At 73.2% G+C, this 18,734-nt stretch carries 16 protein-coding genes; 6 read left to right on the top strand and 10 right to left on the bottom strand.

Going from position 1 to position 18,734, the window contains the following annotated elements; genetic code table 11:
- Nucleotides 1-13 precede the first annotated feature (13 nt).
- The 3 genes from CRP39_RS09790 to CRP39_RS09780 all read right to left on the bottom strand — a co-directional run bounded on the left by CRP39_RS09790 (nt 14) and on the right by CRP39_RS09780 (nt 2,721).
- Entirely contained in the window at nt 14-697 is a 684-nt protein-coding gene (locus CRP39_RS09790) for a response regulator (RefSeq protein ID WP_097206171.1), read from the bottom strand.
- Nucleotides 694-1,896, bottom strand: a complete 1,203-nt coding sequence (locus CRP39_RS09785) for a sensor histidine kinase (protein WP_425432561.1) — start codon at nt 1,894-1,896, stop codon at nt 694-696. Before CRP39_RS09785 ends, CRP39_RS09790 begins: the two co-directional genes overlap by 4 nt.
- Before the next feature lie 249 nt (nt 1,897-2,145).
- Nucleotides 2,146-2,721, bottom strand: coding sequence for a TetR/AcrR family transcriptional regulator (locus tag CRP39_RS09780; protein ID WP_097206169.1), 576 nt, complete (start codon nt 2,719-2,721; stop codon nt 2,146-2,148).
- Nucleotides 2,722-2,792: 71 nt separating this feature from the next.
- On the opposite strand from CRP39_RS09780, the gene CRP39_RS09775 reads away from it, so the two are divergent.
- From CRP39_RS09775 to CRP39_RS09760, 4 genes are all read left to right on the top strand, one after another.
- On the top strand, nt 2,793-5,189 hold the full coding sequence (locus CRP39_RS09775) for a PEP/pyruvate-binding domain-containing protein (RefSeq protein WP_097206168.1): 2,397 nt from the start codon (nt 2,793-2,795) through the stop codon (nt 5,187-5,189).
- 476 nt (nt 5,190-5,665) lie between these two features.
- Nucleotides 5,666-6,928 (top strand): cation:proton antiporter, encoded by a 1,263-nt coding sequence (locus tag CRP39_RS09770; protein WP_245853765.1) that lies wholly within the window; start codon nt 5,666-5,668, stop codon nt 6,926-6,928.
- A gap of 184 nt (nt 6,929-7,112) precedes the next feature.
- Nucleotides 7,113-7,697 (top strand): HhH-GPD-type base excision DNA repair protein, encoded by a 585-nt coding sequence (locus tag CRP39_RS09765; RefSeq protein WP_216359676.1) that lies wholly within the window; start codon nt 7,113-7,115, stop codon nt 7,695-7,697.
- 163 nt (nt 7,698-7,860) lie between these two features.
- Nucleotides 7,861-8,202: a DUF3099 domain-containing protein gene (locus CRP39_RS09760; protein WP_097206165.1), complete on the top strand. Its 342-nt coding sequence runs from the start codon at nt 7,861-7,863 to the stop codon at nt 8,200-8,202.
- Between the two features lie 28 nt (nt 8,203-8,230).
- On the opposite strand, the gene CRP39_RS09755 is transcribed toward CRP39_RS09760, so the two are convergent.
- Nucleotides 8,231-9,106, bottom strand: coding sequence for a carbohydrate kinase family protein (locus tag CRP39_RS09755; RefSeq protein WP_097206164.1), 876 nt, complete (start codon nt 9,104-9,106; stop codon nt 8,231-8,233).
- A gap of 8 nt (nt 9,107-9,114) precedes the next feature.
- On the bottom strand, nt 9,115-10,062 hold the full coding sequence (locus CRP39_RS09750; RefSeq protein ID WP_245853727.1) for a pseudouridine-5'-phosphate glycosidase: 948 nt from the start codon (nt 10,060-10,062) through the stop codon (nt 9,115-9,117).
- 95 nt (nt 10,063-10,157) lie between these two features.
- On the opposite strand from CRP39_RS09750, the gene CRP39_RS09745 reads away from it, so the two are divergent.
- Entirely contained in the window at nt 10,158-10,388 is a 231-nt protein-coding gene (locus CRP39_RS09745) for a DUF3039 domain-containing protein (protein WP_097206163.1), read from the top strand.
- Between the two features lie 4 nt (nt 10,389-10,392).
- Here the strand turns inward: CRP39_RS09745 and CRP39_RS09740 are convergent, their stop codons facing one another.
- From CRP39_RS09740 to CRP39_RS09730, 3 genes are all read right to left on the bottom strand, one after another.
- Entirely contained in the window at nt 10,393-11,454 is a 1,062-nt protein-coding gene (locus tag CRP39_RS09740) for a YihY/virulence factor BrkB family protein (RefSeq protein ID WP_097206162.1), read from the bottom strand.
- Nucleotides 11,455-11,534: 80 nt separating this feature from the next.
- Nucleotides 11,535-13,814: a VanW family protein gene (locus CRP39_RS09735; protein WP_097206161.1), complete on the bottom strand. Its 2,280-nt coding sequence runs from the start codon at nt 13,812-13,814 to the stop codon at nt 11,535-11,537.
- A 144-nt stretch (nt 13,815-13,958) separates the two neighbouring features.
- Nucleotides 13,959-14,183 (bottom strand): DUF7455 domain-containing protein, encoded by a 225-nt coding sequence (locus tag CRP39_RS09730; protein ID WP_097206314.1) that lies wholly within the window; start codon nt 14,181-14,183, stop codon nt 13,959-13,961.
- 569 nt (nt 14,184-14,752) lie between these two features.
- On the opposite strand from CRP39_RS09730, the gene CRP39_RS09725 reads away from it, so the two are divergent.
- On the top strand, nt 14,753-16,174 hold the full coding sequence (locus CRP39_RS09725) for an acyl-CoA dehydrogenase family protein (RefSeq protein ID WP_097206160.1): 1,422 nt from the start codon (nt 14,753-14,755) through the stop codon (nt 16,172-16,174).
- Between the two features lie 114 nt (nt 16,175-16,288).
- Here CRP39_RS09725 and CRP39_RS09720 read toward each other — a convergent pair whose 3' ends face one another.
- The gene (locus tag CRP39_RS09720; protein ID WP_097206159.1) at nt 16,289-17,647 is read right to left on the bottom strand and encodes an RNA polymerase sigma factor; all 1,359 of its coding nucleotides are present in this window, start codon (nt 17,645-17,647) and stop codon (nt 16,289-16,291) included.
- A gap of 305 nt (nt 17,648-17,952) precedes the next feature.
- Nucleotides 17,953-18,696, bottom strand: coding sequence for a polyphosphate--glucose phosphotransferase (gene ppgK / locus CRP39_RS09715; RefSeq protein WP_097206158.1), 744 nt, complete (start codon nt 18,694-18,696; stop codon nt 17,953-17,955).
- Nucleotides 18,697-18,734: the final 38 nt, after the last annotated feature.

Here is an 18,734-nt window from a genome sequence, read left to right as displayed (position 1 = left end):
GCCGGCCCGGCGGTCAGTCGGGTGCGACCAGGCCCGTCTCGTGGGCGATCACGACCAGCTGGGCCCGGTCTCGGGCGTGCAACTTGCTCATCGCCCGGTTCACGTGGGTCTTGGCGGTGGCCGGGCTCATGAACAGGGCCCGGCCGATCTCGGTGGTACTCAGCCCCCGGCCCACCAGAGCGACGACCTCGCGCTCGCGCGGGGTGAGCACGTCGAGGCGTTCGGGCTGCTTGGGCCGCTCGTCGGGCCGGGACCGGAAGGTGTCGAGCAGCCGACGGGTGACGGTAGGGGACAACAGTGCGTCGCCGGCGGCGACGACGTGCACCGCCCGGCGGAGGTCCTCGGGTTCGACGTCCTTGAGCATGAAGCCGCTCGCTCCCGCCCGGAGGGCGTCGGCGATGTAGTCGTCCTGCTCGTAGGTGGTCAGCATGATGACCCGCGGGGCGTCGGGCCGGCCTGCGGCGAGGATCCGCCGGGTGGCCTCGATGCCGTCCACGACCGGCATGCGGATGTCCATGACGACGACGTCGGGGCGATGCTGCTCGGTCAGCGCGACCGCTGACGCGCCGTCGGCAGCCTCGGCGACCACCTCGATGCGCTCGTCCCGCTCGAGAACCAGCCGGAATCCCGCGCGCACCAGCGACTGGTCGTCGGCGAGCAGCACCCGGACGAGGCCGCCGACGTCCGCGCCGGTCATCGATCCGCCTCCGGAGCCGGCAGCGTCGCCTGCACTCGGAAGCCGCCGCCCGGGCGGTTGCCCGCGGAGAGCACGCCGCCGAGGGCGCGTGCCCGCTCGGTGAGGCCCAGCAGACCGGAGCCGCGATGTGCAGGCGCATCCGCGCGGCCCGCGCCGTCGTCCGCCACGGTCACCTCGACCGCCGATCGCCCCACGCTCACGCACACCGTCGCCCGTGTGGCCCGGGCATGCCGGATGACGTTGGTCAGGGCCTCCTGCACGATCCGGTACGCGGTCAGCTCCACGGCGGCCGGCAGGTCCCGGCGCTCACCCCGGACCTCCAGGTCGACCGGCAGGCCGGCCTCCTCGACACCGCGCACCAGGGGGTCCAGCTGAGCCAGTCCCGGTGTGGCCTCCCGCGTCGGCCCCTCGGCACCCGATCGGAGCACGGCGATCGTCGCGCGCAGCTCCGCCATCGCCTCGCGGCCGCAGGCGCGCAGCGTCGCCAGCGAGTTGCGGGCCTGCTCCGGTCGATCGGACAGCAGGTCAGCCGCGACCCCGGCGTGCACCGTCATCGTGGTGATCGTGTGCGCGAGGACGTCGTGCAGCTCCTGCGCGATGCGTACGCGTTCCCCGCTGACCCGGCTCTGTGCTTCGAGCTCCTTCTCGACCGCCGCGGCGCGCAGCCGCTCGCGGACCTCAGCCCGTAGCCGCCGCCGGGTCGACACGCTGTCCCCGAGCAGGAAGGCGAGCACCAGGAGCGCGACCGTCAGGGCGATCTCGAGGAAGGGCTCCCGCTCCACGAACGCCCGGTACAGCGCGCCCCCGCCGCCGAACAGCAGGACGACGAGCACGGTCTCCCACCGCTGGCCCGCCGCCGCGACGCTGTAGAAGGCCACCATCAACACCGGCAGCTCCGGCCCGCCGGGGTAGTCGAGAGCCAGGTAGGACAGCGTCAGGCCGATCGTCCCGAACAGCGCGGTCCGCGGCCGGTGCCGGCGCAGCAGCAGGGAGGCAGCGGCCGTGACGAGCAGGACCACAGCGACCGCGTCCGGCGCTCGGCTGCCCGCCTCCTCGGCGGAGAACAGCGCACCGACCGACGTCAGGGCTGCCGCGGCAGCCACGCCGGCATCCAGGGTGACGGTGGCCCATCGCGAGCCGACCCGACGGCGTGCGCGGCCGACACCCGGCGTCGTCGGTGGAGACGGTCGACCCTGCACATCCAGTCCTCGGCCAGGCGCCGCTCCCGGGCCGGCGGTGGCCGGAGGGGCCTCGCGCGCTCGTCGGTCACTCTAGGACGGGCGGCCCGCGGTGGCGTCCTCCCGGCAGCTCTCGTGCCGTACCGCACTGGTGGTGGGCCGGTCACCTCGGTACTGCCGCGTCCGCAGCACAACCGGGGGATCGCGCGGGAGATGCTCCGCGGCTGATCGCCGAGCTGGAGGGCCTGAGCGCGATCACCGGATGCACCTCTAGCGTCGGCCGAAGAGCAGCGCGAGCTGCGCGTCGAGGGCGGCGACCGCGTCCTCGTCGGCGTACTGCCGCGACAGCAGCTGGAGGCCCAATCCGTCGACGAGCGCGAGGAGCCCGGCCGCCGCCTGCTCGTGGCCGACGCCGTCCGCTCCAGCTGCTCGCAACTGGTCGGCGAGGAACGTGCGCATCTCCGCGGCGGACTCGCGCAGGCCTGACGCGAGTGCAGGCTTCACCGCGGCGTACGCGAGGAACGCGAGCACGACGTGGTTCTCCAGCCGACGGGTCTCGTCGAGCGGCAGCACCTGGAGCAGCAGACCGCGGACGAGTTCGCGCGGCGTCGCCGGCACGGACAGGGCCTGGGACCGCCGGCGGATCCGGTCCATGACCATCCCGAGGGCGAACGTCATCATCTCGTCCTTCGTGCGGAAGTAGTGCTGCACCATCCCGGTCGAGACCCCCGCCTCGGCCGCCACGTGCCGCAAGCTGACCGCTTCCAGGCCTCGCTCGGCCGCGAGCCGCATCAGCGCGTCGGCGAGCAGCTCCCGCCGTTCGTGGGGGTCCACCCTGCGGGCCATGCGACTCCTTTGCGTTGCAACTGTATTGTCATTCCACATACATTGCAGTCGTATCAGACAGGGGGCCGGGCATGCAGGTGCTGGAGTTGACGGCGATCGATGCGGCCTGGCGGGACCTGGTGGGCGGGAAGGCCGCCGGCCTCGCCGAGCTGATCGAGTCCGGCGAGCGCGTGCCCGACGGTTTCTGCATCACGACCGAGGCACATCACCGCGGCGAGGTCCCGCAGGCTGAGGTGCTCGCGGCGTACGACCGACTCGGGCGTGGCCCGGTGGCGGTCCGATCCAGTGCCACCGCCGAGGACCTGCCGGAGGCGAGCTCCGCCGGCCAGTACGAGACGTACCTCGCGGTCACGGGCGCCGAGGCGCTGCTCGAGGCGATCCGCGCCTGCTGGGACTCCTTGCACACCGAGCGTGCCACGGCCTACCGCGAAGCCGCCGGAGTGCCGCACGACGCCGTACGCATGGCGGTCGTCGTCCAGCGGATGGTCGACGCCGAGGTCGCCGGCGTGCTGTTCACCGCCAACCCGCTCACCGGCTCGCGGAGGGAGACCGTCGTCGATGCCGCACCGGGACCCGGCACGGCGGTCGTCGAGGGGACGACGGCGGCCGACCACTACGTGCTGGACGGCGCAGCCCCGGAGGAGCGTGGCTGCCTCACCCCGGCCCGGCTGGTGGAACTCCGAGACGTCGGACAGCGGCTCCAGCACCAGCTCGGTGCGCCCCAGGATCTCGAGTGGGCCTACGACCGTGACGGCACGTTGTGGCTGCTGCAGTCGCGGCCGATCACCACGCTGTTCCCCGCCCCTCCGGAGAGTGGGGAGCCGGGAACGCGGCTCTACGTCGAGTTCGGTCATGTCCAGGGCATGCTCCAGCCGGTCACGCCGATGGGCATGTCGACGCTGAAGTCGATGCTGGCGGGCATGCTCGCGTCGTTCGGCCTCACGGTCGAGATCGTCGACATCGGCGGGCGGCTGTACGGCGACCTGACCGACGCGATGCGCGACCCGTCGACCCGCCAGCGGCTGGTGAAGCTCATGGCGGTCGACTTCGGGCCGCGCGCGCAGGCGGTGGTCGAGCACCTGCTGGACGACCCGCGGTTCGCCCCGGAGAAGGGCCCCCGCCGGCGCAACACCGCCGCGCTGAAGACGGCGCCGCAGGCGGTGGCCGGGATCCTGGGCGCGTTGGCCCGGCCTGCGGCGGCGCGCGCACGGGTGTTCGGCGAGATCGAGCGCCTCCGGAGGCAGCCGATCCCCGCCCCGTCCACACCTGCGCAGCTGCTGGACCAGGTGGAGGGAGAAACCGCTGCCAGCGAGCGCATCGACTGGATCACCTGGCCCGTCGTCAGCGGACTCCTGGTGTCCGCAGCGTTGCCGCCGCTGCTCCGGGGGATCGCGAGCGACGACGAGGTGCGCGCGGTGCTCGCCGGCATGCCCTACAACGTCACGATCGAGATGGACCTCGCGCTCTGGCAGGTGGCCGAACGGGCGGCGCCGTACCGCGAGGTCCTGCTGGACACGCCACCCGACGAGCTCGCCGCAGCCCACCTGGCGGGCGAGCTGCCGGACTTCGGCCTGCGCGCGTTCCTGGACCGGTACGGCGTGAGGGCTGCCGGAGAGGTCGACGTCGGCGTACCGCGCTGGTCGGAGGACCCGACGCCGGTGTTCGCGATGCTCGCCAACCACCTGCGCGTCACCGATCCCCAACAGGCTCCTGACCAGCGGTTCGAGCGCGCCGCGGCCCAGGCCGAGGCGAAGGTCGCCGAGCTGGCTCAGCGGGCACGCCGCAACCGGCGCGTGCGTGGTCGGATCGCCGGCTTCTTCCTGCGCCGGGCGCGGGAGTTGAGCGGGCTGCGTGAGGCCGGCAAGTTCGTCGGGCTGTATGCGCTGCGCGATCGGCGCCGACGCCTCCTGCTCATCGGTGCCCAGCTCCAGGAGAACGGGCTCCTCGAGCGCGCGGACGACGTCATGTTCCTGACGATGCCCGAGCTGCGCACGGCAGTGGAGCGTGCCGACGACCTGCGCGAGGTGGTCGCTGGACGTCGGTCCGAGTACGTGCGGGAGCTGCGGCGCCGGAACGTACCGGTCGCCCTGCTGTCCGACGGCACCGACGTGGAGACGCTGCTGCCGGCCCGAGCGTCGGACGACCGCACGCTCACCGGCAGGGGAGCGGCATCCGGCCGGGTTCGTGGCCGCGCCCGCATCGTCCGCGACCCGTCGAGCGCGACCATCGAGCCGGGCGAGATCCTCGTCGCGCCCACGACCGACCCGGGCTGGACACCGCTGTTCCTCACCGCCGGCGGGCTCGTCACCGAGACCGGCGCAGTGATGGCGCACGGGCCGACCGTGGCACGGGAGTACGGCATCCCAGCGGTGATCTGCGTCCCGGGCGCCACCGAGCGCATCAGAACCGGACAGCTGATCATCGTCGACGGTGCCGCGGGGACGGTCACGGTCGAGGAACCGACGTGAACGCTGTCGCCTTCCGCGCATCGTCTCCCCTCGGGGTCTCCGGTGACTGACCACGGACGGGGATGAGGCACGATCTTCGCCGTGCCTGAAATCCGCATCACCCAGGACGCCGCCGGCCGACGAGCTGCTCGGCACCCGCTCGCGCTGCTGATCGGGATGGTGCTCGACCAGCACATGCGTCAACGAAGCAGCTGAACACTCGCAGGGGAGGTATCGCCCCGGGGGCGATCGCCCAGGGATCGGGTGGCGGAACGGGCGCGACCCCGGGGAACGGGTCCGCGCGGTCGGCGAACCCAACGCCCCCCGATCGTGCAGGGAGATGTGGTGCCCCGGCTGGACGCCTGGATGAGGCAACCTCGTCCAGGGCCTGATGGTCGTGCCGGCAACCATTGTCGGGCGTTTGAACTTCACCGGTCCGCGGAAGGGTTGATCAGCTCGACGGTGGCCATACCCGTGGGGTGGACCTCCCCGACCTGATGTTCGCCGTCGTGGGGGTCGGCGCCCTGCTGGCCTCCCTGCTGCCGCGGGTCCTGGAGGGGCGACCCTTCTCGCTGCCGATCGTGTTCCTGGCTCTCGGCGTTCTGCTCGGCACCCTGCCGCTCCTGCCGGTGGATGCCGGCCCAGCCGGGCACACGACCTTCCTGGAGCATTTCACCGAGGTCGTGATCATCATCGCGATCATGGGGGCCGGGCTCGGCCTCGACCGCATGATCGGGTGGCGCCGCTGGCGCAACACCTGGCGTCTGCTGGCCGTGGCGATGCCGCTGACCATCGTGGCCGTTGCCCTGCTGGGGTGGTGGGCTCTCGGACTGGCACCGGCCGCGGCGGCACTGCTGGGAGCGGTCCTAGCCCCAACCGATCCTGTGCTGGCCGGCGAAGTGCAGGTCGGAGAGCCGGCCAGTGAGCCGGTCGATCCTGACGTCGCCGAGGACGAGGTCCGGTTCAGTCTGACGAGCGAGGCCGGCCTCAACGATGCGCTCGCCTTCCCGTTCGTGTACTTCGCCATCACGATGGCCGAGCAGGGCACGCAGGTGCAGGACTGGTTCGCCCGGTGGCTTGCCGTCGACGTGGTGTACCGGCTCGTGGTGGGCGCGCTCGGCGGGCTGGCGGTGGGCTGGCTGCTCGGACGGCTGTTCTTCTCGACCCGGCACCACTCACTGCGGCTGGCGGAACACCGCGAGGGATTCGTCGCGCTCGCCGCCACGTTCCTCGCCTACGGGGCGACCGAACTGGCCCAGGGCTACGGGTTCGTGGCCGTCTTCGTGGCGGCGGTGACCATCCGGTCTTCCGAGCGGTTCCACGGCTACCACCGGGTGCTGCACCACTTCGTCGAGCAGGTGGAACGACTGCTCACGGTGCTCGTGCTGCTCCTTCTCGGTGCGGCGGTGGCCGACGGACTGCTGGCCGACGTCGGCTGGCGGGAGGTCGCAGTGGCGGCCGCGATCCTGCTCGTGCTGCGTCCAGCGGCAGCCGCCGTGGCGCTCGTCGGTGGAGCCGGCACGCGCGCGGAGCGGGCCGCCGTCGGGTTCTTCGGCGTGCGCGGAATCGGCTCGGTGTACTACCTGGCGTACGCCCTGAACTCCGTCGAGTTCGCCGATCCAGGCCGCCTCTACGGCGTGGTTGCGCTCGTCGTCATCGGATCGGTGCTCCTTCATGGACTGACAGCGGGTCCGGTCATGACACGCCTGGACCGGCAGCCGGGCGTAGTTCCTTCGGCAGAGACCGGCGGCGACACTTGACCCTCTTGGCGGCACGTTCACCCGATGAGACATGACCCACCGGCCGTGGGCGAGTGGACTGTCGGGTCCTGCTTCGCGGGTCCGGCCCCGGTTGGCCACGCGCGGTGGCGGGCGGCGCCCGTCGAGGAGCAGCCCGGCTCGGGGGGTGATTGCGGCAGGATGGATCTACGGCACCATCTCCGGTGTGCCGACCCTTCGCCTCACCCAGGACGACGCCGCCGACGAGCTGCTCGGCCGCGACCCGCTGGCCCTGCTGCTGGGCATGCTGTTCGACCAGCAGTTCCCGATGGAGCGCGCGTTCTCCGGGCCGCGCCTGCTGGCCGACCGCATGGGGGTCGACACCCTCACCGCGGCCGACGTCGCCGAGGCCGATCCCGAGCAGCTGACCGCCTGGTTCCAGGGTCCTCCGGCGATCCACCGCTACCCGGGGTCGATGGCCGCGCGCGCCCAGGCGGTGTGCCGGCTGCTGGTCGAGCGCTACGACGGCCGGGCGGAGGCGCTGTGGACCGACGCCCCGGACGGCGCGACGCTGCTGAAGCGGGTCGGCCAGCTCCCCGGGTTCGGTGCGCAGAAGGCGAAGATCTTCGTCGCCCTGCTCGGGAAGCAGTACGGCGTCACCCCGCCGGGCTGGCGGGAGGCCGCGGGGGAGTACGGGGAGGAGGGCTCCCGCCGCTCGGTCGCCGACATCACCGGACCCGGGTCCCTGGCCGAGGTGCGGCAGTTCAAGCAGGCGGCGAAGCAGGCCGCCAAGGCCGCCGCCGGCTCCTGAGGACCGCCGCGCAGCGGTGCCTGCACCCACCCGGATCCGGTGGCACGATGGGCGGCGCACCCGGGCTGTGCCGGGACCCGTCGCCGTCGGGACGCCGGGCGCCGCAGCCGGGAGAGGATCTGCCGAGTGCCGGTTCGACCGGTCGGCAGAGGGAAGGACATCCGTGGCCTCGAGCCAGCAGCCTGCGCGTCCCCACCGGCAGCAGCCGGTCCTCATCACCGAGGCCCAGCCGAGCCGTGCCGAGCTGCATGCGGCGCGGAAGAAGCGCTACGTGCTCACCATGACCGTCCGCGCGGTCAGCCTCGTGCTGGCCGCCGTCTTCTACCAGACGCTCTGGTTGGCGTTGATCTTCGCGGCGCTGGGCACCGTCCTGCCGTGGATCGCGGTCATGATGGCCAACGACGAGCCGCCGAAGAAGAAGCTCGACGTCAACCGCTACTCGGCCCCCCGCCCCGACCGGATCCTCGAGAACCCCGCCCGCCCCGGCCGGGTCATCGAACACTAGGAAGGACCCCCTGCCCCTGTAGGGGGCCTCAGCGCGCCCCCGGGCGGGCGACGACGGCCGCGGCCCGGGCCACGCCCGCATCCAGCGCCCGCGCCGGGTCCCCGGCGGGATCGGCCAGCCAGACCGAGAGCAGCCCCGCGGCGAAGGCGTCCCCGGCGCCGGTGGTGTCCACGACCGGCGCGGGGTGGGCCGGTCGGTGCACGAGCGTGTCGCCGGCGGCCCACAGCGCGCCGTCGGCGCCCAGGGTCACCACCGCGACCGGGTGCCGGACGGCGAGCGCGCGGGCCGCGGTCGCCGGATCGGAGCAGCCGGTGAGCAGCCGCGCCTCCTCCGCGTTCGGCAGCACGAGCGTGGCCGCCGCCGTGTCGGCCAGCCACCGCTGCACGCCGTAGCGGGCGAGGGGACCGGTCGAGGCGGGATCCACCGACACGGTGCAGCCGGCCTCGGCCGCGGCGGCCAACGCGGCCAGGCCGGCGTCGCGTGGCCGCGGGTCCAGCAGCGTGTACCCGGACAGGTGCAGGTGCCCACCGGCCCGCAGGGGCGGGACGTCGGCAGGCAGCAGCGCCAGGTTCGCGCCCCGGTCGGCCAGCATGCTGCGCTGCCCGTCCGGCTCGACCAGGCTGACGATCGTGCCGGTCGCGGCCCCGGGCACCGCCCGCACGGCCGGCGTCACCCCCGCGGCCACGAGCTCGGCGACCAGCCCGGCACCGGCGGCGTCGTCCCCCGTGCAACCGGCGAACACCACCGGCGCCCCGAGGGCGGCCAGGTGGACGGCGACGTTGGCCCCGGCGCCGCCGCCACGGGTGGTGATCCGGGCCGGCCGGTCCGATCCGGGCGCCGGTTCGCCGGCGAGCACCACCACGACGTCGGTGGCGAGGTCCCCGACGACGACGACCGGTCGCACCGCGCGGCTCAGCGGGGGAGCGCGGCCAGCGCGGCCGCGATCTGCCCGGCCAGCTCGGCATTGCGCAGCACCAGCCGCACGTTGACCGCCAGGGTGGCGCCCTCGCTGGCCCGGTGCAGGTGGTCGAGGACGAAGGGGGTGACCGCCTTGCCGCGCACCCCGGCGTCCTCCGCCGCGGCGAGCGCGCCCGCGATCACCCGGTCGTGCAGGGCGGGGTCCAACTGCTCGCCGGTCGGCAGCGGGTTGGCCACGACCACCGCGCCCGGCACGAGGTCGCGGCGGGCGGCGAACACCGCGGCCGCCTGCGCCGCGTCGTCCACCGACCAGTCCACCGTCGAGCCGGAGTCGGCGACGTAGAAGCCGGGGAAGGTCGTCGTCCGGTAGCCGACCACGGTCACCGACAGGCTCTCCAGCCGCTCCAGGGTGGCCGGGACGTCGAGGATCGACTTCACCCCGGCGCAGACGACGACCAGGGAGGTGCGGGCCAGCGCGACCAGGTCGGCGGACTCGTCGAAGGTGTCCGCGGACTGCCGGTGCACCCCGCCGAGGCCGCCCGTGGCGAAGACCCCGATGCCGGCGCGGGCGGCGAGCAGCGCGGTGCTGGACACGGTGGTCGCGCCGCTGAGGCCGAGCGCCGCGGCCACCGGCAGGTCGCGGACGCCGAGCTTGGCGAGATCCGGGTCGGCGCACACCCGGTCCACCTCGTCGGCGGTCAGCCCGACGTGCGGGACGCCGTCCAGGACGGCGATCGTCGCGGGCACCGCGCCCCCGACCCGGACGGCGGCCTCCACCTCGTCGGCGGCGGCCCGGTTGTCCGGCCGGGGCAGCCCGTGCGCCAGCAGGGTGCTCTCGAGCGCCACGACCGGACGGCCGGCGGCGAGCGCCTCGCACACCTCCGGGGAGATGGACATCCCGGGGGACGTGGGGACGGCGGGCAGCGGGGCGGCGGCGGACACCCTGACATCATGGTGGGCGGGGTGGTCGTGCCCGGCTCCGCCCCGGTGGCCGGGAACGCCCCGGTCAGCCGTCCCGTGACCTGAGGGAGCACCGCGTGAGCAACACCGACCTGCTCGAGAAGCCCGACGTCCGCGAGGGCGACACCGGCAACGCCAACGAGGTCTTCCACTACGTCCGGAAGAACAAGATCGCCGAGAGCGCGGTCATGGGCACCATGGTCGAGGCCCTCTGCGGCGAGGTCTTCCCGGTGACCAAGACCCCCAAGCCCGGCAGCCCGGTGTGCCCGGCGTGCAAGGAGGTCTACGAGCAGCTCCGCAAGGAGTGAACGACTAGAGCAGGTCCAGGCGCCGGGCGCGCTCGAGCTTGGCGGCCCGGCGCTCCTGCCGCCGCCGCTGGTGGCGGCGCAGCGGCGCGGGCCAGCGGGCCTGGATGGTGGCGTTGAGCTCGGCGCCCAGCAGCACCGCCATGCCGAAGAAGAAGCAGAACAGCAGGGCCGCGATCGGGGTGGCCAGCGCACCGTAGGGCAGCGTCGCGGTGAGGATGTCGGACACGTAGGCGCGCAGCAGCAGTGCGGCCACCAGGAAGAACGCCACCGCGAGCCCGGTCCCCGGCAGGTGTCGTCGCCACGGCAGCCGGCGCGGCAGGACGACGTGGTAGAAGCTCGTCAGCGCCAGGACCAGGCCGACGAGCACCACCGGCCAGTAGACGGCGTCGACCAGGACGGTCGCCGTTCCCCGCCAGACCACGGGCAGCAGCGAGACGATCACCTCGCGGCCCAGCACGAGCAGCGGCAGTGTGATCACCGCCATCACCAGGCCGATGACGAACAGCCACAGCGCCTTGAGGCGGGTGCGGATCGGCCCTCGGACGTCGCGCTGGTCGTAGGCGATCACGATCGTGTTCATGAACGTCGCGGTCGCCGAGGAGCCGGCCCACAGCGACAGCACGAAGCCGACGCTCATCAGATCGAGCCGGCCGGAGCCGAGGATGTCGGCGAGGGTGGGCCGGACGAGGGAGTCGACGACGTCGGGCGTGAGCGCCTCGGCGGAGGCGGTGAGCAGCTGGTCCTCGATCCGGGCCACGGATGCACCGCCGATGAAACTGCCCAGGTAGCCGAGGGAGCCGAGCAACCCGATCAGCAGCGGCGGCACCGACAGGATCTGCCAGAACGCCGCCTCCGCCGACAGCCCGAGGATGCGGTCCTGCCAGGCCTTGGCGAGGGTGCGGCCGAGGACCTGCAGCGGCACCCGCACCGGCGCGGGCCACCGGTGCAGCCGTCCCCGCGGGGGCGCCTGAGCCGGGAGCGCCGCGGCGGTCGCGAAGTCGTCGTCGGCACCGTCCGGGCCGCTCTCCGCGGGGGCCGGTGACCCCCCGGGCAGGACGGTGCTCACCGGCCCAGTGTGCACGTCAGCGGCGCGGGAGGGGTCCGGACGGGGTCACCCGGCCAGACCTCCCCCGATCGGGCGAGCGGTCAGGCCGCCGTCCGCCGGGACGGCCGGCGGCCACCCGGTGCCGGCGCCGGGGCCGGCACGGTGCCCTCCGGGCCGGGCGCGGGAGGCGCCGGTGCCACGGGGACGCAGCGGATGACCGGCTCGGCGGCGTACCGCGTCCGGAAGTCCTCGCGACGGATCTCCGCCCCGCTCTGCGGGTCCTTGAACACGCGGGTGACGGTGATGTCGAACCCGGTCGAGCCGCCCTGCGGGCTGCAGCTGCCGTCATCCGGCTTCTCCTGGACCACCGGCTGGCGCTGGTTGTACCGGTTGCTGCTGATCGACTCGATGTCGTACCGCTTGGTCCCGTAGAAGCTGACCGTCAGGGAGCTCGGCGTCCACTGGGTGTCGATGTAGACGCCGGTGCTGCTGTCGTTGCGGAACTCCAGGTCGATCGAGTCGTAGTAGACCGTCGCCTCGCGACCGGCCGGGTAGCGGCTGATGTAGTAGCTGTGCGGCTTGTGGTAGACGTCCTCGAGCCCGGCGAAGAAGACGGCGTTGAACAGCGTCGTGGCGACCTGGCTCATGCCGCCGCCGACGGCGGTCGTGAACTGGCCGTTGTTGATGACGCCGGCCTCGACGTAGCCCTGGGCCGTGCCGCGCGGGCCGGTGTGGCCGTTCAGGCTGAACGTCTCGCCGGGCCGGACGATCGCGCCGTCGATCTCCGCGGCGCCCACCCGGATGTTGGTGCCGCTGGCGGCGCTGGTGAAGTTCGTGGTGAAGGTGCTGATCTGCTCGCGGATGCCCAGCGCCTCCGCGTCGGCGGTGCTGAACTCGGCCTCGACCGCGCCCAGCTGCGCGGTCACCGTGCGCGGCGCGGGCTGCGGGAGCACCTCGAGCAGCTGACCGGCGAGCGCGGCCGGGTCGACCCCCGTGCCGTCCACCGAGGGGACGATGCTGACCGCGCTCCCGGACAGCTCGAACCGGGCGTCCTGGGCGGGGGTCCCGAACTCGGCGAAGTCGTCGCCCATGGCCTCCTGCAGCCGGGCGGGGTCGACGGCGACGGAGAGATCGCCGCTCTCCTGCGGCGTGAAGGTGAGCGAGGCGGCGATCGCGGTCGGCGGGATCTCGACCGACGTCGCGCCGTCCTCGCTGGACACGGTGACCGGCGCGGCCAGGCCCGGGGTCACCGTGGTGTCGAGGACCCGCTGGGCCTCCGCGGCGTCGACCACCACCTCGGTGACGTCGACCGGCAGCTCGATCGGTGTGGACGGGTCCCCGCCGGAGGCCAGCGCGGCGGTGACCGCGTCGGCGGCGCCGGCGCGGTCCAGCGTGCGGCCGTCCTCCGGCTCGACGATGCGCGCCTCGGCGCCCTCGACGGCGATCGAGGCGTCGACCGGTGCCCGGTCGACCTGCTCGGCGATCGCGTCGATCTGCGCGGCCAGCGCGGTCTCCTCGCCGGTGATCACCGGGGCCACCTCGCGCTCGCCGAACAGCGTCGCGAGCCGGCTCCACGGGTTCAGCGGCTGGTCGTCCGCGGCGTCCACCGTGCCGTCGACATCGAGGGTGATGCCGGCGGTGGCGGGGGAGAGGGTCGCCTCCACGTCGTCGGCCACGACCACGTGGTCGGCGGTGACCCGCGGGGCGAGCTCGGTCTGCAGCCGCTCGCTCGCGGCAGCGGTGGAGAGCCCCCCGATGTCGACGCCGGCCACGACGGTGTTCCGGGGCACGTCGCCGCTGGAGGTGAGCAGGTCGATGCCGTACGCGGCCGCCAGCACGCCGACGGCCGCGACGGGGGTGACGAGGGCCGGACGGCGCCACCAGGGGCGGCGCGGTGGCGCGTCCGCGGCCGGTGGTTCCCCTCCGGCGCCGTTGCCGGGGCCGTCGGCCGGGCCGACGCCCGGAGGCGTGCCGGAGCCGTCGCCGGACGGGGCGGTGCCGTCCCGCTCCGCGGCGGGACCCGTTCCTGGCTCCGCCGCCCCCGTCGGGGGGACGCCGGTCGCCGAGGTGGCGCTCGCGGAGGTGGCGCTCGCCGCGGCCGTGTCCGCCGGGCCGGCGGCCGGCGGCCGGGCCTGCCCGGGTGCCTCGCCCGGGGCGAAGCGGATGTCCTGGGTCTCGCCGTCCTCGACGGGGGCGGCGGGAGGCGCCGGCTCGGCCGCGGCGGCGGGGGCCTCGGGGGTGGCCGCGGGTGCGGCCGCCGGAGGGTGGGCGGTCTCCGGTCCCACGGGACCGCGGTCGCGCGGCACCGGACGGGTGTCGTCGGAGAAGACCTCGGGTTCGATCCGGGCGGTCTCGTCCTGCGGGGTGGGGGACTGGGGCATCGGGGGATCTCCGGGTCGCCGTCGACCGGGGGATCCCGGGAACGACGGAGCCGCCGGCGTCCCGTCCGCCTCAGGCGGATCCGGAACGCCGGCGGCGGCGTCGGGTGAGGGCTTCATCGCTGTCAGCGACGATAACCCCCTCGGTCAGGAGGTGATGCGCTGCTCGCCATCGGTGTCGATGATGTCGACGGCGATGTCGCGCAGCTTGCCCTCGTACTCACGGGCGTGGTGCCCGCAGAACACGAGGTCACTGCCGCTGGCGAGGACGACCCGCACCTTGGCCAGCGCACCACAGCGGTCACAGTGGAAGGGGACGACCAGGTCGTCGGCGGGCGGGGTCGTCGTCAGCGTCTGGGTCATCTGGGTCATCACTCGCTCTCTACCGCACGGACCCGCGGCTGCGGATCGGCCTCCTGCACAGCGCCAGGATGAACCCCTCTGTTCCCGATCCTGCCGATCGAACGGTGGACTCGCCGTAGACGGTGTGTCCGGGGCCGTTGAGTCGGGTGGGGCGGGTCAGCAGGGACGTCACTGGGTCGTGCAGGTCTGTGGTCGTGGTGCTCGTCGTCGTCAGTTCCGTGCGCCGGTCGTGGTCCGGCTTGGTGGGTCCGCTGCTGTCTTGACGTCCCCCACGCTACGCCGCTTACCCGGACGGTGACGGCTCACACCGCCCCACCGGCTCATCGGGGTGAGATCGTGACCATCCCGAGACGCGACCGTCACGGAGCAGTCGTCGGCCGCAACGCGCCTGGAACGACGGCCCCGGCTGTCCCGGCGAGGCCACGGCGCGGGAGGAGACGTTGGTCCCTTCCGACGTGGAGATCGGGCGCACGAGGGTGATGAACGGCACAGGGTCCTCCGGGTCGCACCTCGGCCCCGTGCCACCGGTCGCCGTCGCGGTCGGCCGGGAGTTCCGTCTCGTGAGGAGAGCCCCCCGTATGTCCATCGACTTCGCACCGTCGAGCGGCATCAACTTCACGCTCAGCGGGCAGCAGAAGAAGGTCCAGCTCGCGGCTCGCGACTTCGCGGAGAACGTGCTGGCGCCCGTCGTCCGTGACGCGGACCGGGAGCCGGACCCGTTGAAGGCGTTCCAGATGACCAAGCCGGCCTACGTCGAGGCCTACAAGCGTGGCATCGCGTTCGGGATGCTGCCGGAGGAGTACGGCGGGGGAGGGCTGACCAACGTCGAGCTGATCCTGGCCGCGGAGGAGCTGTGCGCCGTCGACCCGGGGTTCGCCTGCACGGTGCTGGTCAACGGTCTGGCCCTGATGCCGGTCTGGTACTGGGGGACCGAGGAGCAGAAGCGGCGGGTCATCGGTGCGGCCACGTCGGATCCCTCGGGTGAGTTCATTGCCGGGTACGCCGCCAGCGAGCCCCCGGGGACACCCGGCGGCACCGCGAACTTCGACACGCCAATGGCCCATCCCGTGGGCATCGGGGTGACCGCCCGGCGGGACGGCGACTCCTTCGTGCTCAACGGGCGCAAGTACTGGCCCTGCAACGTGGCGGGGTGGGACGGCGCGGGCGCGAACGTCAACCTCGTCGTCGTGCGCACGGACCCGGACAAGGGCGGCACGGAGGGCCTGTCCGCGATCCTGGTCGAGCGCGGGACCCCCGGGGTGACCTACTCCCTCATCGACACGTTCGGGCACCGCCTCACGCCGAACGCGGAGATCGTCTTCGAGGACGCGCGGGTACCGGCCGACAACCTGGTGCAGGGGACGCTCGGGAACGGCGACCTGCTCATCAACCGCAACTTCGCCTGGTCCGGGCCGGTCGCCGGGATCGCCGCGGTCGGCGTCGCCCGCGCCGCCTACGAGGCCGCGTTGACGTGGGCCAAGACCTACACCGCCGGCAGCCCGCACCCGATGATCGAGTTCCAGAACGTGGGGTACGTGCTGGGCGACGTCGCCGCGCGGATCGAGGCCTGCCGCTACTTCTGCTGGAAGGCGGCGCACTACATCGACGAGCACGACTACCACGGCGAGCTGATCGGTGCGCTGAACAAGACCTACTGCACGGAGACGCTCCTCGACAGCGTCTACAAGTGCATGCAGGTGGTCGGCGTCAACAGCGCGGACAAGAAGCACCCGTTCGAGAAGTACCTGAGGGAAGCGGCGATCTTCCCGATCTACGACGGCGGCAACTTCGGGATGCAGCGACGCCGGGTCCACGGCGTCCTGGCGAGCCCCGACTTCAACCCCCGCGCGTTGATGGACAACGAGAACGTCGAGTTCACCAAGGGCATGGAGACCATCGACACCATCCAGCGAGTCGATGCGGGGAAGCTGCCGACGACCCCCGCGCCGCGCAGGGCGCAGGACGCGAGCGTGCCCACGGCCACCCACCCCGTCGCGTAGGCGGGCGGGGCCGGGACGACGGAGGCCCCCTGAGCGGAGACGCTCAGGGGGCCTCCGTCCTCCCCTGCAGAGCCCCGCCGCGAGCGTGCGAGCGGTGGGGCAGGGGGTCCGCTGTCAGTCCAGGTAGTCGCGCAGCACCTGGGAGCGGCTCGGGTGACGCAGCTTCGACATCGTCTTCGACTCGATCTGCCGGATCCGCTCGCGGGTCACGCCGTAGACCTGGCCGATCTCGTCCAGCGTGCGGGGCTGGCCGTCGGTGAGGCCGAACCGCAGCCGGACCACGCCGGCCTCCCGCTCCGAGAGCGTCTGCAGGACGCTGGTCAGCTGGTCCTGCATGAGCGTGAAGCTCACCGCGTCGACGGCGACCACGGCCTCGGAGTCCTCGATGAAGTCACCGAGCTGGCTGTCGCCCTCGTCGCCGATGGTCTGGTCGAGGCTGATGGGCTCCCGGGCGTACTGCTGGATCTCCAGCACCTTGTCCGGGGTGATGTCCATCTCCTTGGCCAGCTCCTCCGGGGTGGGCTCGCGCCCGAGGTCCTGGAGCAGCTCGCGCTGGATGCGGCCGAGCTTGTTGATGACCTCGACCATGTGCACCGGGATGCGGATGGTGCGGGCCTGGTCGGCCATGGCGCGGGTGATGGCCTGCCGGATCCACCAGGTGGCGTACGTGGAGAACTTGTAGCCCTTGGTGTAGTCGAACTTCTCCACCGCGCGGATCAGGCCGAGGTTGCCCTCCTGGATGAGGTCCAGGAACGCCATGCCGCGGCCGGTGTAGCGCTTGGCGAGGGAGACCACGAGGCGGAGGTTGGCCTCCAGCAGGTGGTTCTTGGCCCGCTCGCCGTCACGGACGATCCAGTTGAGGTCGCGCCGCATCTGGGGGGAGAGCTTCTGGCCCTCCTCCTCGGCCTGGCGCAGCCGCTCGGCGCCGTAGAGCCCCGCCTCGATCCGCTTGGCGAGGTCGACCTCCTCCTCGGCGTTGAGCAGGGCCACCTTGCCGATCTGCTTGAGGTAGGCGCGGACGGAGTCGGCCGACGCGGTGAGCTCGGCGTCCTTGCGCGCCTGCCGCAGCGCCTCGGACTCCTCCTCGTCGTCCCACTCGAAGTCCCCGCCCTCGGGGGTCTCCTCCTCGGCGGCGGCCTCGACGGCGACGCCGTCGGGGCCGGCGACGACGGTCTCGTCGAGCTTGAGGCCCTCGCTGCCGTCGACGACCGCGACGGCGGAGTCCTCGGTGGCGACCGCGGTCAGCACGGCGCCCTCACCGGTGCCCGGCGACGGCGTGATGCTGGGCTTGCCCGTGGCGGCGGTGCTCTTCGCCGCTGCCTTCTTGCGAGCGGGGGCCTTGGCCGGGCCGGCCGAGGCAGGACCCGCGGATACCGGTGCGCTGGTCCGGGTGGCCCGGGGGGCGGCGGCAACCGTCCTGGAGCGCCCCGGGGTGCTCGCTGCGGCTTCCGGTGCTGGCTTGTCGGCGGGCACTCAGGGTTCCTTCCCGTGCTGGGTGCGTTCCCCGGGGGGCCGTCTGGTCCCCGGGCAGCGGCCTCGGCCGGCGTCCGGAGCGGGAGAGGTCCCAGCAGACCCGGCCCGGGTTTGACCGGTGCGGGGGCGGGGGATGGCTCTCGGCTGGGGAGCGACGGGGCGAGGCTCTTCCATTGTAACGACGGTCCTGGACGAAACCACCGTTGCGGACCTGGCGGGATCGCTCGCACGGGGGTGCGACGCCGAGGTCAGGAGCGTCCGCACCCTCCGTGGCGTCCCGGCCGCGAGGACCGACCGGGCCCTGCTCACTGCCCGATGCGCTCCTCGGCGGCCAGGGCGGCGCCGACGATGCCCGCGTCGTTGAGCAGCTCGGCGGGGACGACCGGGGTGCGGGTGGACAGCAGCGGCACCCACTTGTGCGCTTTCTTGCTCACGCCACCACCGACGATGATGAGGTCCGGCCAGACACTCGCCTCCAGGACGTCGAGGTAGCGGTCCACCCGGCGGGCCCACTCGGGGTAACCGAGGTGCTCCCGCTCGCGGGCCGCCGCCGACGCCCGCCGCTCGCCGTCCTCGCCGTCGACCTCGATGTGGCCGAACTCCGTGTTGGGCACCAGGACGCCGTCGGTGAACAGGGCGCTGCCGATCCCGGTGCCGAAGGTCAGCATGAGGACGACGCCCTTCTTGTCCCGGCCGGCGCCGTAGCGCATCTCGGCCAGCCCCGCGGCGTCGGCGTCGTTGAGCGTCTGCACCCCGCCGGGCACGACGGCGGCCAGCCCCTCGGCCAGGTGCGTGCCCAGCCAGCTCTTGTCGACGTTGGCCGCCGTGCGGGCCACCCCGTGCTTGAGCACCCCGGGGAAGGTGACCCCGATCCGCCCCTGCCAGTCGAAGTGACCCACGATGCGCGCGACGACGTCGTAGACCGGCTCCGGATGGGACGGCTGCGGCGTCTCGATCCGCAGCCGCTCGCCCTCCAGTTCGCCCCGGTCCAGGTCGACCAGGCACCCCTTGATCCCGCTACCACCGATGTCCACCCCGAAGCCCAGCACGCGGTCAGGGTAGTGACCGGCGCCGCAGGGGGCAGGCC

Origin of the sequence: Geodermatophilus sabuli (genome assembly GCF_900215145.1) — a bacterium.
Classification (GTDB): Bacteria; Actinomycetota; Actinomycetes; order Mycobacteriales; family Geodermatophilaceae; genus Geodermatophilus; species Geodermatophilus sabuli.
This window is presented reverse-complemented; position numbering and strand designations above follow the sequence as displayed.

Bases quoted from the DNA above. Each gene is read 5' to 3' on its own strand.
- CRP39_RS09780 (WP_097206169.1), bottom strand. From the start codon at position 2,721: ATGGCCCGCAGGGTGGACCCCCACGAACGGCGGGAGCTGCTCGCCGAC.
- CRP39_RS09775 (WP_097206168.1), top strand. From the start codon at position 2,793: ATGCAGGTGCTGGAGTTGACGGCGATCGATGCGGCCTGGCGGGACCTG.
- CRP39_RS09735 (WP_097206161.1), bottom strand. From the start codon at position 13,814: ATGCCCCAGTCCCCCACCCCGCAGGACGAGACCGCCCGGATCGAACCC.
- CRP39_RS09770 (WP_245853765.1), top strand. From the start codon at position 5,666: ATGTTCGCCGTCGTGGGGGTCGGCGCCCTGCTGGCCTCCCTGCTGCCG.
- CRP39_RS09730 (WP_097206314.1), bottom strand. From the start codon at position 14,183: ATGACCCAGATGACCCAGACGCTGACGACGACCCCGCCCGCCGACGAC.
- CRP39_RS09790 (WP_097206171.1), bottom strand. From the start codon at position 697: ATGACCGGCGCGGACGTCGGCGGCCTCGTCCGGGTGCTGCTCGCCGAC.
- CRP39_RS09725 (WP_097206160.1), top strand. From the start codon at position 14,753: ATGTCCATCGACTTCGCACCGTCGAGCGGCATCAACTTCACGCTCAGC.